Origin of the sequence: Acinetobacter towneri, from assembly GCF_017498585.1 — a bacterium.
GTDB classification, from domain to species: domain Bacteria; phylum Pseudomonadota; class Gammaproteobacteria; order Pseudomonadales; family Moraxellaceae; genus Acinetobacter; species Acinetobacter towneri.
The window spans coordinates 1,754,396-1,770,066 of the sequence record NZ_CP071766.1; the positions used below are offsets into that span (position 1 = coordinate 1,754,396).

The 15,671-nt window shown below is 40.8% G+C and carries 14 protein-coding genes, 2 tRNA genes and 1 rRNA gene; 12 read left to right on the forward strand and 5 right to left on the reverse strand.

Translation table 11 applies throughout. The features are described from left to right. Positions 1 to 13: 13 nt before the first annotated feature. The 3 genes from J4G44_RS08490 (at position 14) to trpB (ending at position 3,381) form a co-directional block, all read left to right on the forward strand. Positions 14 to 865 (forward strand): AAA family ATPase, encoded by an 852-nt coding sequence (locus J4G44_RS08490; RefSeq protein WP_004976610.1) that lies wholly within the window; start codon positions 14 to 16, stop codon positions 863 to 865. A 14-nt stretch (positions 866 to 879) separates the two neighbouring features. Then, a complete protein-coding gene (locus tag J4G44_RS08495; protein WP_004976609.1) occupies positions 880 to 2,067 on the forward strand; it encodes a vWA domain-containing protein in 1,188 nt (395 codons plus the stop codon). A gap of 105 nt (positions 2,068 to 2,172) precedes the next feature. Continuing rightward, positions 2,173 to 3,381, forward strand: a complete 1,209-nt coding sequence (trpB, locus tag J4G44_RS08500; protein ID WP_131261452.1) for a tryptophan synthase subunit beta — start codon at positions 2,173 to 2,175, stop codon at positions 3,379 to 3,381. Positions 3,382 to 3,473: 92 nt separating this feature from the next. On the opposite strand, the gene J4G44_RS08505 is transcribed toward trpB, so the two are convergent. From J4G44_RS08505 to J4G44_RS08515, 3 genes are all read right to left on the reverse strand, one after another. Beyond that, positions 3,474 to 3,908, reverse strand: a complete 435-nt coding sequence (locus J4G44_RS08505; RefSeq protein ID WP_004976604.1) for a CBS domain-containing protein — start codon at positions 3,906 to 3,908, stop codon at positions 3,474 to 3,476. A gap of 119 nt (positions 3,909 to 4,027) precedes the next feature. Beyond that, positions 4,028 to 4,402, reverse strand: a complete 375-nt coding sequence (locus tag J4G44_RS08510; protein WP_004976601.1) for a DUF2750 domain-containing protein — start codon at positions 4,400 to 4,402, stop codon at positions 4,028 to 4,030. Between the two features lie 151 nt (positions 4,403 to 4,553). Next, entirely contained in the window at positions 4,554 to 4,787 is a 234-nt protein-coding gene (locus J4G44_RS08515; RefSeq protein ID WP_004976599.1) for an SEL1-like repeat protein, read from the reverse strand. A 219-nt stretch (positions 4,788 to 5,006) separates the two neighbouring features. Between J4G44_RS08515 and J4G44_RS08520 the strand changes: the two genes are divergently transcribed. Next, the gene (locus J4G44_RS08520; RefSeq protein WP_167845990.1) at positions 5,007 to 5,366 is read left to right on the forward strand and encodes a hypothetical protein; all 360 of its coding nucleotides are present in this window, start codon (positions 5,007 to 5,009) and stop codon (positions 5,364 to 5,366) included. 126 nt (positions 5,367 to 5,492) lie between these two features. Then, the gene (locus J4G44_RS08525) at positions 5,493 to 5,810 is read left to right on the forward strand and encodes a hypothetical protein (protein ID WP_004976594.1); all 318 of its coding nucleotides are present in this window, start codon (positions 5,493 to 5,495) and stop codon (positions 5,808 to 5,810) included. Here J4G44_RS08525 and J4G44_RS08530 read toward each other — a convergent pair. Together J4G44_RS08530 and J4G44_RS08535 are read right to left on the reverse strand one after the other, a co-directional pair. Next, a complete protein-coding gene (locus tag J4G44_RS08530) occupies positions 5,707 to 7,347 on the reverse strand; it encodes a M16 family metallopeptidase (RefSeq protein WP_131261451.1) in 1,641 nt (546 codons plus the stop codon). The genes J4G44_RS08525 and J4G44_RS08530 overlap by 104 nt on opposite strands. A 12-nt stretch (positions 7,348 to 7,359) precedes the next feature. Then, entirely contained in the window at positions 7,360 to 8,709 is a 1,350-nt protein-coding gene (locus tag J4G44_RS08535) for a M16 family metallopeptidase (RefSeq protein ID WP_207973569.1), read from the reverse strand. A 171-nt stretch (positions 8,710 to 8,880) separates the two neighbouring features. Here J4G44_RS08535 and ftsY point away from each other — a divergent pair, with 171 nt between their 5' ends. The 7 genes from ftsY (at position 8,881) to J4G44_RS08570 (ending at position 15,217) form a co-directional block, all read left to right on the forward strand. Then, on the forward strand, positions 8,881 to 9,987 hold the full coding sequence (ftsY, locus tag J4G44_RS08540) for a signal recognition particle-docking protein FtsY (RefSeq protein ID WP_004976589.1): 1,107 nt from the start codon (positions 8,881 to 8,883) through the stop codon (positions 9,985 to 9,987). Between the two features lie 206 nt (positions 9,988 to 10,193). Next, a complete protein-coding gene (locus J4G44_RS08545; protein ID WP_096901452.1) occupies positions 10,194 to 10,880 on the forward strand; it encodes a nitroreductase family protein in 687 nt (228 codons plus the stop codon). Positions 10,881 to 11,454: 574 nt separating this feature from the next. Next, positions 11,455 to 12,048 (forward strand): nitroreductase family protein, encoded by a 594-nt coding sequence (locus J4G44_RS08550; RefSeq protein ID WP_207973570.1) that lies wholly within the window; start codon positions 11,455 to 11,457, stop codon positions 12,046 to 12,048. A gap of 194 nt (positions 12,049 to 12,242) precedes the next feature. Further along, on the forward strand, positions 12,243 to 12,908 hold the full coding sequence (locus tag J4G44_RS08555) for a DUF2057 domain-containing protein (protein ID WP_004976580.1): 666 nt from the start codon (positions 12,243 to 12,245) through the stop codon (positions 12,906 to 12,908). 457 nt (positions 12,909 to 13,365) lie between these two features. Then, positions 13,366 to 14,902 (forward strand): 16S ribosomal RNA (locus J4G44_RS08560). 59 nt (positions 14,903 to 14,961) lie between these two features. Then, positions 14,962 to 15,038 (forward strand) — tRNA-Ile (locus J4G44_RS08565). A gap of 103 nt (positions 15,039 to 15,141) precedes the next feature. Further along, positions 15,142 to 15,217, forward strand: a tRNA-Ala gene (locus tag J4G44_RS08570). Positions 15,218 to 15,671: the final 454 nt, after the last annotated feature.

Here is a 15,671-nt window from a genome sequence, read left to right on the forward strand (position 1 = left end):
TTAAGGTAAAATCATGTCTGTTGATGCGCAACAATTTTCGGGTACAGATCAGTACATTGCGACTGATAGTTTAAAACTTGCGGTGAAAGCCGCACGTGCTTTGCAAAAACCGCTTTTGGTGAAAGGTGAGCCAGGTACAGGTAAAACCTTATTGGCAGAGCAAGTTGCTAAAAGTTTGGGTTTAAAGTTGATTACATGGCACATTAAATCGACCACCAAAGCGCAGCAAGGTTTATATGAATATGATGCAGTGTCGCGTTTGCGTGACAGCCAACTGGGCGATGACCGTGTGTATGACGTTAAAAACTATATTAAACCCGGGAAATTGTGGGAAGCATTTACCAGCGAAGAACGCTGTGTGTTGTTGATTGATGAAATTGACAAGGCAGATATTGAATTCCCAAATGACCTGCTACATGAACTCGATAAAATGTCGTTTTATGTTTATGAAACAGGCGAAACCATTACGGCAACACAACGTCCAATCGTGATCATCACATCAAATAATGAAAAAGAGCTGCCAGACGCTTTTTTACGTCGTTGTTTCTTCCATTATATTGATTTCCCAGATGAAGCGACCATGCGCGATATTATCGATGTGCATTTCCCGAATATTTCAAGCACATTGGTTTCAGAAGCTTTACAAGTTTTCTTTAAATTGCGCCAAGTTCCGGGCTTAAAAAAACCACCATCTACGTCTGAATTAATTGATTGGTTAAGCCTATTGATGGCAGATGACATGCCGGAAGATATTTTGCGTAATAGCGATAAAAGCAAAGCCATTCCGCCTTTATACGGTGCATTAATCAAAAATGAACAAGATGTGCAATTGCTTGAGCGTTTAGCCTTTATGTCGCGCCGTTAAGGGAGGACAACGCCATGTTCGTGCGCTTGTTTTATACCTTGCGACGTTACGGTGTACCTGTCACCACACGTGAATTGATTGACTTAAATCAGGCGGTGGCATCGGGTCTGGTTTTTGCAGATCAAGATGAATTCTATCAACTTGTTAAAACCGTCATGGTCAAAGATGAGCGTTTTTTTGACAAGTTTGACCGTGCCATGAAAGATTATTTTGATGGCATTTCCACTTTTGATTTAGATGATTTACTGCAGCAAGTTCATCAATTGCCTAAAGACTGGTTCGACTTAGAACTATTAGAAAAACATCTCACGCCAGAACAACGCGAAGAGCTGAAAAAAGCAGGTTCTTTAGAAGAATTGATGAAAATGCTGGAAGAGCGTTTACGCGAGCAGCATAAAAAGCATCAGGGTGGCAACCGTATGATTGGTACGGGCGGTACATCACCGTTTGGTGCTTTTGGTGATCATCCTGAAGGTGTACGCATTGGTGGGCCTGGACGTAAGCGTTCAGCTGTTAAAGTCTGGGAGCAGCGTCAGTATCGAAATTTAGACGATGAACAGATTTTAGGTACACGACAAATGCAATTGGCACTGCGTCGTTTGCGTAAATTTGCCCGTCAAGGTGCAGCTGAAGAATTGGATATTGATGGCACTATCCGAGAAACTGCCAAACAGGGCATTTTAGATGTGCAATTGGTGCCAGAACGTCGTAATCGCGTCAAAGTGTTGATGTTGTTTGATGTGGGTGGCTCGATGGATGCACACATCGCCCAATGTGAAAAACTGTTTAGTGCGGCCAAAACTGAGTTTAAAACCCTCGAATATTTTTATTTCCACAACTGTTTATACGACTATGTTTGGAAAGACAATTTACGCCGTAGCAGTACCCGTATGAATACGTGGGATTTGTTGAATACCTATGGACGCGACTATCGGGTAATTGTGGTCGGTGATGCGAGTATGGCACCTTATGAGCTGAATTCGATTGGTGGTTCGGTAGAATATATGAATGATGAGGCAGGGCAAGTTTGGTTACAACGTCTGCGTCAGCATTTTGAAAAAACCGCATGGCTGAATCCTGAACAGGAAGGCTATTGGCATTACACACATACCATTGGTTTAATTAAACAAATTTTTGAACATCATATGTATCCAATGACTTTAAAAGGCATTGAAGATATGACTAAATATTTGGCGCGTTAATCGTCATTTTCGTCAATATCACTCAACTTTTGAGTGATTGTTAGGCGAAGACTAAGTAAGTGCAGACACGATAGGCAACGTGAATTTCAATCTGAGGGGATCGATATGGATCATCAAATCAATGGCATCGCATTACCGAATGAAGACGGTTTTTTCGGGCAATATGGCGGGCAGTTTATTCCACCACATTTAAAAGAAGCCATGGATGAAATTAACGTTGCTTATGAGGAAATTCGTAAAACGGCAGAATTTCAGAATGAATTAAAAGATTTGTTTGCTCACTATGTTGGCCGTCCAAGTCCTTTATTCCATGCCAAGCGTTTATCTGAACAGTTAGGTGGTGCGCAAATTTATTTAAAGCGTGAAGATTTAAACCATACTGGTGCACATAAAATTAACCACTGTTTAGGCGAGGCATTACTAGCCAAATATATGGGTAAAACCAAAGTCATTGCAGAAACTGGTGCGGGACAGCACGGGGTAGCCTTGGCGACGGCATGTGCGCTAGTGGGAATTCCGTGTGAAATTCACATGGGACAGGTGGATATTGAAAAAGAACACCCGAATGTGGTGAAAATGAAAATTCTAGGTGCCAACCTGATTTCAGTGACCCGCGGTACAGCCACTTTAAAAGATGCAGTGGACAGCGCTTTTGAAGAATATTTAAAAGACCCAAAAAACTTTATTTATGCGATTGGTTCTGTGGTTGGGCCACACCCATTTCCAAAAATGGTGCGTGATTTCCAATCTATTATAGGTGATGAAATTAAAATGCAAAGCCAAGAACGCTTTGGAGTAAATCCAGATTATATCGTGGCATGTGTGGGCGGTGGTTCAAACGCAGTGGGTGCATTTACCGCATTCTTAAATGATGCAGAAGTGAAACTTGTGGGTGTTGAGCCTGCAGGGCATGGTTTAGATACAGATCAACACTCTGCAACCCTAACTTTGGGTAAACCAGGCCAGCTTCACGGTATGGCGTGTTATGTACTTGAAGATGAACATGGTGAGCCATTGCCAGTGCACTCTATTGCCTCTGGTTTGGATTATCCAGGTGTGGGGCCGCAACATAGCTTCTTAAAAGACATTGGTCGCGTGGAGTATTCAACGGCAACTGACCAAGAATGTTTAGATGCCTTTATGACGTTGTCACGTGTAGAGGGTATTGTACCTGCTTTGGAAAGCTCACATGCGGTGGCGTGGGCATTACGTGAAGCACCAAAAATGGCAAAAAACGTGAAAATTGTGGTTAATCTTTCAGGTCGTGGTGATAAAGATTCAGACTATGTAGCAGAAAAATTAGGTTTGAATTAATTCTACTGAATATGAAAAACCGCCTAAATGTGTAAGTTTAGGCGGTTTTTTTATCTTTACTTTATATTTGGCAGGTTTTATAAAACAGTGTCTTAGCTTGCAATATATTGTTGTAACTGCTCGATCAGTTTGCGCTGATCATCCATAGTCGCTTTCACCAAGTCACCAATCGACACTAAACCTACCAACTGCTCACCTTCAAGTACAGGTAAGTGACGTAAATGATGGTCAGTAATTAAGTTTAAGCATTCTTTCACACTGGTGTTTTTGGTCACGGTCAGTACTTTAGCAGTCATAATTTCACTAACCGTTGTGCTTTTAGAAGTTCGTTCCATCAAAATAACTTTACGGGTGTAATCACGCTCAGACAGAATACCAACCACATGATTGTTTTGATCGGTAACCACCAACGCACCAATGCCTTTTTCAGCCATTAAACTAATTGCTTCTAAAACCGTTGCTTCTGGGCGAATTGTGTAAATTTCGTGATGTGCTTTATCTTGTAAAACGTGAGTTACCTTGGTCATATTCTGTGTCCTGATTTGTTGTTTATTGTTTGACTTTTAAAGTAACGTGAATTGTAAAAATTGCAAATACTTTAGAGTCACGATTGTTGATTTTTACGTCAATTCTATTCAGTTTTTATTTAAGCAATATTTAACGCAGGTTCATTAAAAAAGAAATGCTTCATTTGTGAAGTGGTCAGTTTAATTTTTTGACTTGACGAACCAAACAAGGTTGGCGTGACATTTAAACGGGTGAGCGTTGGTAATAAAAAAGTTTCAAAATCCTGCGCGGAAATTTTACGAGGACTATATTGTGGCCAGTGTTTAGCAGCATATTTATGCGCTTGTACCGCATTTAACCAAAAAGGGAAAATATAATCATCGTGATCTGAACTCATTGCCCAACCTTGATGGAATAAACCCCAAAGTACACCGCAGTACATCATTGATTTTAATAGTGTAACTTTAAGCAGAAAATCCTTTGGTAAAGGGTGGAGTTGGTTAATCTGATTCATAATCAAGCAAGGTTGTAAAATTTGGCTATATTGTAAAAAGAATTGATGAATATACCGTTTAAGCTTTGCTTAAAATCGTAAACAAATATGTATTTATGGTTGGAGCATCTAAAAAAAGGGTCAAAAAAAACGCCACCTAAGTGACGTTTTATTATGCTTGCATGGTGGCCATGTTTTGCCAGTATTGTGCTTTCAATGAATCACGTTCTACGCGGAAACCTTGATAATACAGTTCTGCTAAGAACATTGCCGCTTTACCATGTCCTGCACGTGCAGCTTCTTCGAGTTGTTTTACCGCGTCTTGGAAGTTCATTTGTGAATGAATCGTGTTTACTGCATTTGCATAAACATGCTCTAAGTCATGGTGAGAGATCGTTTGAATCATATTAAACTCCTTATTGTAATTATGATTACTTATTTAAGCCTACCTTTTAGGCTTCATATCAATTTAACGCTTTATTGTTAAACTAATATTACAATTTGATTGAATTGTCAAATAATCATCGGGGTTGATTGGCATATTTCAAGTTTACATGATTAAACATTGAACAAGTTTAATTTTGATTAAACTAAAGCTCTAAGCATGATAAAAAAGGAGAACAACATGACAAGATCCGTAGACGGATGTGCTTTTGATGTACCTCCATTGACTTCTCAAATTATTGAGTTGGCACATCATCACCGTAAAAAACTAGATGAGGCAATTTTCCGTCGAGATGTTCATTTAGGTGAATACTGCTTGGCGCAACGTAAACGTGTGGCTGACTTTGCTAAAACTTTAGAGCGAAGCGATCGTATAGAGTTTTATCGTAATTATGATGGTGAATTACTCCGTATTGCCGATGAAGATGAACTGCATCCTGCCGAAGCAGAGGGCGGTGTCAGTGTATTTGCTATTTTCTTGGTGCTTGCAGTCATTGCATTGGTTTTATACTTTGCGGTAATTCGTGGCACGATTGGCTAAAGCTAAATCCTTTGTAGAATTTGTAGAAAAAGGCTCAATTTTTACTGTGACGATACAGTAAAATTGAGCTGTTTAACTTGTACATCTCACAAGGGCATCCTACACTAAGGCGATTAGAGGTAGGTCATGCACAACGCAATTCAAAAAACGATTCAATTTATTTCTCAACTGAAACTCGAGCAAATTTATAATATTGTTGTGCTGAGTATCATTTTTATTATTTTAACTTTAGCAAGTGTTGCGCTTTATCGCCCAGTTGGGGTGCAACAATTTCAAAATGTTGAGCGTTTGTCACAACAATCTATGTATGCCAATACCCAAGACATGGCAGTTCATTTACTCAATCAACGTCCGATTCGTTATGTGCATTATTTAAAGTTGATGCAGGCACATCAAATGGAGCAAGATCGGGCTCAACAACTTCCTGCCTTGGTGCAAGAGTAATTTTTTCTGTTGGCATGTTATTCATATTGTGCGGTGTCGGTGTTAAAGATGTTGGTGCGAGTAAATTGTCCTGCAGCATTTTTACCAATGCGGCTTTATCTAAATGTTCGCTCACAATTACTAAAGTTAAACGATCAGGATGCAAATGTTTGCGAATTGCACGTTGCACATCTTCAGCGGTAACTTTTTCCACTCGTTCTGCATAATCACTTAAATAATTTGCAGGAAGTCGATAAAAACCGATGTGCCCAAGCTGGGCATTAATACTGGCATTGCTGCTGTATTGATTCGGAAATGCACGAATTAAACCTGCTTTGGTTTCTTTTAATTGTTCTAAATTCATAGGTTGTTGTACAAACTGAATTAAGCTCTGGTGAGCGACTTGAATACTATCGAGTAACTGATCTTGGCGCGTAGAATAGCCTAAGCTAAACAAACCCGCTGCTTGGGTAAAACGAAACGAACTGCTAACACCGTAAGTGTAGCCACGTTTTACTCGTAATTCTTTCATCAAAATTGAATTGAAACTGCTGCCGCCCAGCATTTTATTGGCAATTTCTAAAGCCAAATAGTCAGGATCATCCCGTGTAGTCGCAAGTTGTGCAATACTGACATGCGCCTGTTGTGACCGGTAGGGAATATGCTGGATGTTGAAACGTGTTGCAGGTGTAGGCTGTGGCAAAGCTGTTGCTGCAACACCTTGGGCAATATGTGCGCTGATGGTATTGGCAAGTTTTTCTGCTTCTTTTAAGGTTAATTTGCCTGTAATGGCAATGTTCATATTTTGCGCGACCAGAAACTGATCTCTAAATTGTTGTAAGTGCTTTGGTTGAATCCGTTTGATGCTGCCATTGGTGCCTGTAATGGGTTCTGAATAGGCATGTTGTCCGTAAATTGCGCGATATAAGCGAATATTCATTAAACGGCTTGGATTTTCTTGCAGTTGTTTTTGCCCAATTTGTGTATTGCTTTGCACACGCTGGATATTAGAACGCTCAAAAGTTGCATGTTTCAGTATTTCCAGCATCATTTTGACGGCAGTTTGCATTTTCTGCGGATCAGACAGTGTTCTTAGCCGTACCACAAACATATCGCGGTACGCCGTGGTACTAAAACGTGCGCCTGTGGTTTCAAAGGCTGCGGCAATTTCCTCTGCCTTATAACGCTTGGTGCCTTCATCAATCAGTTGGGCTGCCATATTGGCAACGCCAAATAAACCTTTTTCAATTTCTGCATCGCGGGCAGAACCTGCATTAAAAGTCAGTTGGATATCAACCATTGGCAAAGCAGGATTTTCGACAAATAAAGTGCGTACGTGTCGATGATTTTTTAATTCATATACCTGTGGAGCGCGAACATCGACCAATTCATTTACGGCATTTAAACTGTGCAGCAAGCTCAAAGATTGTAAAGGCGTACTTACATCTGTTTCAGCAAAATCATGCGCTGCTCTGGTGGCAGTTTCCATCGCAAAGCCAGCAGAACATAGGCTAAAACTAGTGCTTAAAATAAGCGTGCTGAATAGATGTTTTTTCATGAAAATCACAGTTTAAGGTGTTGTGCTTTGAGGTAATAAATACAAGGTGCTAAGTCTGTCTTTGTTAAAGTAACTTTGCGCAACACGTTGCAGATCCTGGGCAGTAATCGCTTGGAAGTGTTGTGGTAAAACATCGATTAAACGGTGACTGAATCCATTGACTTCCAAATTGCCAATGGTTCGGGCTTGTCCTGCCAAATCATCCTGACTATAAATCCAATTGGCCACAAATTGAGTCACCACGCGCTCAATTTCACTTGAATTGACCAAATCCTGTTTTAGTGTATCCACTTCGTTTTGAATTGCGGCTTGTGCTTCGCTTAACGTTACACCTGCTGCAGGCAATGCCGAAATACTAAACAAACTGTCCCCACGTTGATACGGATCATAACTGACACTGACGGAGCTAAGCATCTTATTATTTCTGACCAAGCGCTGTTCTAAACGTGAAGTAATTCCACTGTCTAATAGTTGTTTGATGATGGTGAGCGCAAAGGCATCTTGAGGACTTTTCGCTGTTGCTAATGAGCCGACATTCCAAGCCATATATAAATTAGGAACTTGTATAGCCGCAGATAATTCCATGTGCCGATAACCTAATTGTTCAAACTCCAACACATCATTACGCGGTGGCGTAGGTGCTTTCGGAATATCTCCAAAATACTTTTGGACTTGCAACAATGCGGCTTGATGATCTACATCGCCCACAATCACTAAAATAGCATTATTGGGGCGATACCATTTTTTGTACCACGCCTGTACTTCTTGCAGCTGAATGCTTTGCAAGTTTTTCATGTGACCAATAATGGGTTGGCGATAATGGCTGGTTGGGTAGGCAATCCATTTAAAGCGTTCAAAAGCCAAAGCTCGCGGATTATCATCTGTACGTTGCCGCCGTTCTTCCATCACCACCTTAATTTCAGGCTCAAAATCTTGTTGGCGAAGCAACAAATTACTCATTCTGTCGGCTTCCAACTCTAAAGCCAGTGGGAAATAAGTTTTGGGATAGAGCTGATAATAATTGGTGTAATTGATAAAGGTCGCTGCATTGACATTGCCACCATAAATACGACTTAAACGGGTAAATTCATCATTCGGTACTTTGGCTGTACCTTTAAACATCATGTGTTCAAGTACGTGTGAAATACCCAGTGTATTTCCCGACTCATCGCTACTGCCTACTTTGTACCAAATTTGTGTCATCACCATAGGAGAACGATGGTCTTCACGAATAATGACTTTTAAACCATTGTTGAGTGTGGTTTCAAAAGTGTTATTCGCAGTTAAAACTTCTGCATGGCAAATTGAAGCTGTTAAACCTAAAACCAACGCACAAACAGACTTCATCGAAAATTGGAACATAAGCAAGTGGAGATCAATCGTTATCGGCTTATCTTTCAAAAATTAAAGCGGAAAGGCAAGGATTGCTTTAGGTATTTTTTGTATGCAGCTATGTGATTGGAATACGAGGTAAAAGCAATTGGTTTATGTTAGAATCCGATTTTTTAACGCAATGCTTTTCAAGGATTCGGCATGCAACAGCAATCTAATGGGCAAAATAAATTTTTGATTGATGCTGATATCGGAGATGATGATGTCACATTACCGAATTTACCAGCGGTAAATATTCCGATTGTTGAAACAACACCTCTACAACAAGCAGAAACCTCTGAACATGCTGCAGAAACATCATCAGACACGGATGCGCCTGCGAAAGGTGGTTTCTTTAGTCGCATGAAAGAAGGGTTAACCAAAACCCGTAAAAACTTTGCCGATGGCATGGTGAATATTCTGATTGGCGGTAAAGAAATTGATGATGAATTATTAGAAGAAGTCGAAGAACAACTGTTGGTTGCAGATATTGGTGTAGATGCAACGAAAACCATTATTGCCAATTTGACCGAGCGTACTGCGCGTGGCGACTTAATTTATTCACATTCTTTATATAAGGCTTTGCAAGAAGAATTAGTGGCTTTGCTTGCGCCACGGGTAAAACCTTTACATATTGATGCCAATAAAACCCCTTATGTGATTTTAGTCGTGGGTGTGAATGGTGTAGGTAAAACCACAACCATTGGCAAGTTAGCGAAACGCTTACAAGGCGAAGGTAAAAAAGTCATGTTGGCCGCAGGGGATACTTTCCGTGCTGCAGCGACAGAACAATTGCAGATTTGGGGTGAGCGTAACGATGTTGCCGTTGTTGCACAAGGTCACGGTGCAGACAGTGCTTCTGTTATTTTCGATGCGTTTGAAAGTGCGCGTGCCAAAGGCATTGATGTGTTAATTGCAGATACTGCTGGACGTTTGCATAACAAAAGCAACCTGATGCAAGAATTGACTAAAGTTAAGCGTGTGATGCAAAAAATTGATGCGACTGCACCGCATGAAGTGATGTTGGTTGTGGATGCAGGCACGGGTCAAAATGCCATTAACCAAGTTGAAATGTTTGATGAGGCTGTTGGCTTAACAGGCATCACCATCACTAAACTGGACGGCACTGCAAAAGGCGGCGTGTTATTTAACATTGCAAGCCGTAGCCATGTGCCAATTCGCTTTATTGGTGTGGGTGAAAAAATTGATGATTTACGTCCATTCTCAGCCAAAGCATTTGTTGCAGCACTGTTTGAAACTGAAAAATAAGTTTTGAATTAAGTTTTAAAGCTAAAATGTAAAATGCTGTAAGTTTCACACAAACTTCGCAAAATGCGGAGTTTGTTGTTTTTAGCGGGTTTGAGTGTTGTAAAAAGCAGCAGCTAAAAATACGAATGTGAATAAAAGCACTTTCGTCTATATAGAATAAGAAAAAATATTAGATTGATTTTGATTGATTTTTTGGGGAAGTCAAAATGACACTGTTAAATAAAATTGGTCATGTGCTTACAGCAGATATCACGAAAGACTTTAAGCTTAAGAAAAAGCCGAACTATGACGCAAATGAACTGACTTTCATCGATCAATTAAAAAAGCGCCGTAGTATTTATGCTTTAGGAAAACGCGTTCATTTTAGCCAAACTTATATGACCGAGCTGATTCAGGAAGCTGTGCGTAGCTGTCCATCGGCACATCATTCACAAAGTACGCGCGTGGTTATTTTATTTTCTGAATCACATAAAAAATTTTGGAATTTAGTACAGGAAGTACAACGTCAGTTTGTACCAGAGCAGGTTTTTGCAGGTACTAAAATGAAAATCGAACAATGTGCAGCAGCTTTTGGCACGGTATTGTTCTATGAAGATCAACAAGTGATTCGTCAATTGCAAAAGAAAATTCCATTTAATGCTGCAGAATTTCCAATTTGGTCGGAGCAAACTTCAGGCATGGCGCAATTTGCAGTGTGGACAGCATTGGCAGATTCAGGCGTGGGTGCATCTTTACAGCATTATAATCCAAACATAGACCGTGCTGTGGCAGAGCATTTTGATATTCCAGATACATGGTTGTTACGTTCACAACTCGTTTTTGGATCAATTGAAGAAGAAGTAACCGAACGGAGTCATGCACACTATCAAAATCAATTTAAAGTCTATGCTTAAATAACAGCATTTGATGAAGATTGGTCAAATCAGCTTATTATTATGTGCTACAAAGAGCGAACCGCAGCATATTTATATTGCAATAGACTATATCTATAGAATAAAAGGTAATAGGGTCTGTTGACAATTCGTCTATGTTTGCGACTACGCATATTTTTTAGCTGATATAAGGCATGAGGCAGGAAATTTAGTCATTCTAAATGACTGACTCATAACGCAATAGCAGCAAAAAATATGCTCGTCCTTCGCTGCGCCTTGCGCTGCAAACAAAGCAGTGCTTGTTTTTGCTCAGGCTGTGGCTAAAACTTTCTCAGATTGCGTTATGAAACTTGGCAATAGTCTCGCTATTCCCTGCGTTTCATGCCTGATCTGCTCAGTTTTAGCCTACAGCGCAAGCCATTTATGAAATGTCAACAGACCCTAAATGCAGTCACATACATTTGTCACTTTATATAACTATAATCGTTCTATACATAAAACACACTGTCGTATTTTTTGTAATGTTTATGCTGAATAAAAAGCTTAATATCGCTGTATCAATTAATTTATACAAAATTCTGCAGAGGAATTAAAAATGTCATTTTTAAATCAATTAGAAAAACGCCGTTCAATCTATGCACTTGGTAAAAATGTTTCTGTAGATCAGGCAACTATTGAAAGTACAATCAAACAAGCAGTTCGTTTAAGCCCATCTGCATTTAACTCGCAAACTTCACGTGTTGTGACTTTATACGGTGCATCGCATACACAATTTTGGAACATCGTTTTAGAAACTTTACATAAAATGGTTCCTGCAGAAGCATTTGCAAACACTGAAGCAAAAATTAATAGCTTTATTGCAGGTTTTGGTACAGCTTTATTTTTTGAAGATCAAGATGTTGTAAAAGGTCTACAAGAGCAATTCCCGCTATATGCAGACAACTTCCCAGTATGGTCAGAACATTCGACAGGGATTGCACAATTCGCAGCGTGGACAGCTTTATCTGAAATCAATGTGGGTGCATCATTACAGCACTACAACCCAATTATTGATGCAGAAGTTGCTCAAACTTACGACATTCCTGCAAACTGGAAACTACGTGCACAATTGGTGTTTGGTTCAATTGAAGCACCTGCTGGTGAAAAAACATTTATGGATGATGCAGCACGTTTCAAAAGCTTTAACTAAGCTCTAGCAACACATACTGCACAGACAAAAAAGTAGGATGATGATTCATCCTACTTTTTTGTTTCTGGGGGTAGTGATGTGCCTTACAACTTACTTATTCATGTGCAAATGCCTAAACCCATGAATTGTCATAAAACTGTCATTTATACATTGCATAGTGCAATCAAACTTTAATAAATGATATAGAGTGAAATATGGCATTTAAATTAGGCATAGCAAGTATTGCATTGATGGCTTGTAGTTCAGCATTTTCAGCAGTAACTATTGCAGTACCTGAAGAAATTAAGTTGCTCGCTGTAAATGATCAACAAATTCGTTCAGGTTTATTCAGTTCTGCACAGCAAGTGAAAGTCAATGCGGGTGAAAATGTCATTAACTTGCGTTATCAACAATATTTTGAACATCATAATGGTGCGCACGATATTTTAAAATCAGGCGTCATTACACTCAAAACCCCAATTCTTCAAGATGGCGAAAACTATCGACTCGCTTTGGTAAATCCACCTAAAGACTTCGATGCTGCAAAAGAATTCAAAGATCAACCAAGCGTTGGTTTATATAATCAAAAGAATCAGTTGCTGGTACAACAAACAGGTGCTAAAGCAAACTCAACTGGGTGGTTAGGTGGTAGTTGGCTTAATAAAACTGTAGATACCACTCAAAATAGTGCTGCGGTCAATCAGCCAGCAGCAGTTTATACCGCGGCAGCAGTGTTGCCATCTGAGAAAACCACCTCAGTAACATTGCCTACAGCAAAACAAACACAGGGCAAAGAGCAACAATTGATTCAATTGTGGCAACAAGCCACTAAAGCAGAGCGACAAAAATTCATGTCATGGCTTGCAGAACAAGCCAATTAATGTTGATTTTAATGTTGATTTGCAACCAGCTCCATTGAGCTGGTTGTTTTTTGTTATCGCCTTAAAAGGATTTATTTAAAAACCAATCCAGTAACGTGCGAAAAAAAGACAAATTATAAGAAAAGTGTGATAAAAATATGAAATGCGTCTAAAATTTGGGCGGATGGTGCTTTTTTTTAAAAAAAACTAAAAAATATATTGCGTCTATTCAAAAACTGTATAGAATACGCAACACACCAACGCAGTGTTGATTGAATTGGTGCTGTTATTGACGAAATAGCAGGAAATCATTAAGAGATTATGAAGAACAACTTGTGTGGATTTTTACTGATTGATTGATCGAAAATATTTCATTGATTGATTGGTTTAAATTACTCGAAGTTTATTTGAGCGAAATTTAAGTCAGAAAATTGATGAGCCAGATTTGGAAGTTTAGATTAAAACTTCAAAATGATTTTAACTGAAGAGTTTGATCATGGCTCAGATTGAACGCTGGCGGCAGGCTTAACACATGCAAGTCGAGCGGGCGAGGTTGCTTCGGTAACTGAGCTAGCGGCGGACGGGTGAGTAAAGCTTAGGAATCTGCCTATTAGTGGGGGACAACATTCCGAAAGGGATGCTAATACCGCATACGTCCTACGGGAGAAAGCAGGGGCTCTTTATGACCTTGCGCTAATAGATGAGCCTAAGTCGGATTAGCTAGTTGGTGGGGTAAAGGCCTACCAAGGCGACGATCTGTAGCGGGTCTGAGAGGATGATCCGCCACACTGGGACTGAGACACGGCCCAGACTCCTACGGAGGCAGCAGTGGGGAATATTGGACAATGGGGGGAACCCTGATCCAGCCATGCCGCGTGTGTGAAGAAGGCCTTTTGGTTGTAAAGCACTTTAAGTGGGGAGGAGGCTTACCTGGTTAATACCTGGGCTAAGTGGACGTTACCCACAGAATAAGCACCGGCTAACTCTGTGCCAGCAGCCGCGGTAATACAGAGGGTGCGAGCGTTAATCGGATTTACTGGGCGTAAAGCGCGCGTAGGTGGTTAATTAAGTCAAATGTGAAATCCCCGAGCTTAACTTGGGAATTGCATTCGATACTGGTTAGCTAGAGTATGGGAGAGGATGGTAGAATTCCAGGTGTAGCGGTGAAATGCGTAGAGATCTGGAGGAATACCGATGGCGAAGGCAGCCATCTGGCCTAATACTGACACTGAGGTGCGAAAGCATGGGGAGCAAACAGGATTAGATACCCTGGTAGTCCATGCCGTAAACGATGTCTACTAGCCGTTGGGGGATTTGATCCTTTAGTGGCGCAGCTAACGCGATAAGTAGACCGCCTGGGGAGTACGGTCGCAAGACTAAAACTCAAATGAATTGACGGGGGCCCGCACAAGCGGTGGAGCATGTGGTTTAATTCGATGCAACGCGAAGAACCTTACCTGGCCTTGACATAGTAGAGACTTTCCAGAGATGGAAAGGTGCCTTCGGGAATCTACATACAGGTGCTGCATGGCTGTCGTCAGCTCGTGTCGTGAGATGTTGGGTTAAGTCCCGCAACGAGCGCAACCCTTTTCCTTACTTGCCAGCATTTCGGATGGGAACTTTAAGGATACTGCCAGTGACAAACTGGAGGAAGGCGGGGACGACGTCAAGTCATCATGGCCCTTACGGCCAGGGCTACACACGTGCTACAATGGTCGGTACAAAGGGTTGCTACACAGCGATGTGATGCTAATCTCAAAAAGCCGATCGTAGTCCGGATCGCAGTCTGCAACTCGACTGCGTGAAGTCGGAATCGCTAGTAATCGCGGATCAGAATGCCGCGGTGAATACGTTCCCGGGCCTTGTACACACCGCCCGTCACACCATGGGAGTTTGTTGCACCAGAAGTAGGTAGTCTAACCGCAAGGAGGACGCTTACCACGGTGTGGCCGATGACTGGGGTGAAGTCGTAACAAGGTAGCCGTAGGGGAACCTGCGGCTGGATCACCTCCTTAACGAAAGATTGACGATTGGTAAGAATCCACAACAAGTTGTTCTTCATTGATGTATCTGAGGGTCTGTAGCTCAGTTGGTTAGAGCACACGCTTGATAAGCGTGGGGTCACAAGTTCAAGTCTTGTCAGACCCACCATGAGCAAGACTTAAAGCACTGCTTTAAGGCGAAGCGCAAGGCAAACGAACGTGAGTGAGTGCGCAGGCTATAATCCGATACATCGAATCACAGATGATAAGCTGGGGACTTAGCTTAGTTGGTAGAGCGCCTGCTTTGCACGCAGGAGGTCAGGAGTTCGACTCTCCTAGTCTCCACCAAATTTTAAGATCAGAAAAGCACTGCTTTTCCTTAAAATTTAAGCAAACAGCTATGCTGTGCGCAGGCACACATATACTGGAGCTTTAAGCTAAAGATTGCAGAACTTAATAAAAGATCGAATGATTAGATTTGATGGTTTATTAAGTTCTGTGATTTAAATATCACAGTATTTAGTGCGATCTGACGAAGACGCATTAATTCATTAACAGATTGGCAAAAATTGAGTCTGAAATAAATTGTTCAACTCATTTAATTCAAGATTGACAGTAATACTTCGGTGTTACGTTTTAATTACGAATTGAAATGAGAACTAGCAAATTAACTGAATCAAGCGTTTTGGTATATGAATTTAGATTGAAGCTGTACAGTGCTTAAGTGCACAAAGCAACAAACTGTGGGCGCAAGCCTGTTGTTACACTCACTTGTAAGTGTTAACGACTGTTTGGGGTTGTA

Coding starts and splice junctions, on each gene's coding strand:
- J4G44_RS08515 (WP_004976599.1), bottom strand. CDS start 4,787: ATGATTCAAACGATCTCTCACCATGACTTAGAGCATGTTTATGCAAAT.
- trpB (WP_131261452.1), top strand. CDS start 2,173: ATGGATCATCAAATCAATGGCATCGCATTACCGAATGAAGACGGTTTT.
- J4G44_RS08555 (WP_004976580.1), top strand. CDS start 12,243: ATGGCATTTAAATTAGGCATAGCAAGTATTGCATTGATGGCTTGTAGT.
- J4G44_RS08545 (WP_096901452.1), top strand. CDS start 10,194: ATGACACTGTTAAATAAAATTGGTCATGTGCTTACAGCAGATATCACG.
- J4G44_RS08530 (WP_131261451.1), bottom strand. CDS start 7,347: ATGAAAAAACATCTATTCAGCACGCTTATTTTAAGCACTAGTTTTAGC.
- J4G44_RS08490 (WP_004976610.1), top strand. CDS start 14: ATGTCTGTTGATGCGCAACAATTTTCGGGTACAGATCAGTACATTGCG.
- ftsY (WP_004976589.1), top strand. CDS start 8,881: ATGCAACAGCAATCTAATGGGCAAAATAAATTTTTGATTGATGCTGAT.
- J4G44_RS08520 (WP_167845990.1), top strand. CDS start 5,007: ATGACAAGATCCGTAGACGGATGTGCTTTTGATGTACCTCCATTGACT.
- J4G44_RS08510 (WP_004976601.1), bottom strand. CDS start 4,402: ATGAATCAGATTAACCAACTCCACCCTTTACCAAAGGATTTTCTGCTT.
- J4G44_RS08550 (WP_207973570.1), top strand. CDS start 11,455: ATGTCATTTTTAAATCAATTAGAAAAACGCCGTTCAATCTATGCACTT.
- J4G44_RS08525 (WP_004976594.1), top strand. CDS start 5,493: ATGCACAACGCAATTCAAAAAACGATTCAATTTATTTCTCAACTGAAA.
- J4G44_RS08505 (WP_004976604.1), bottom strand. CDS start 3,908: ATGACCAAGGTAACTCACGTTTTACAAGATAAAGCACATCACGAAATT.
- J4G44_RS08535 (WP_207973569.1), bottom strand. CDS start 8,709: ATGTTCCAATTTTCGATGAAGTCTGTTTGTGCGTTGGTTTTAGGTTTA.
- J4G44_RS08495 (WP_004976609.1), top strand. CDS start 880: ATGTTCGTGCGCTTGTTTTATACCTTGCGACGTTACGGTGTACCTGTC.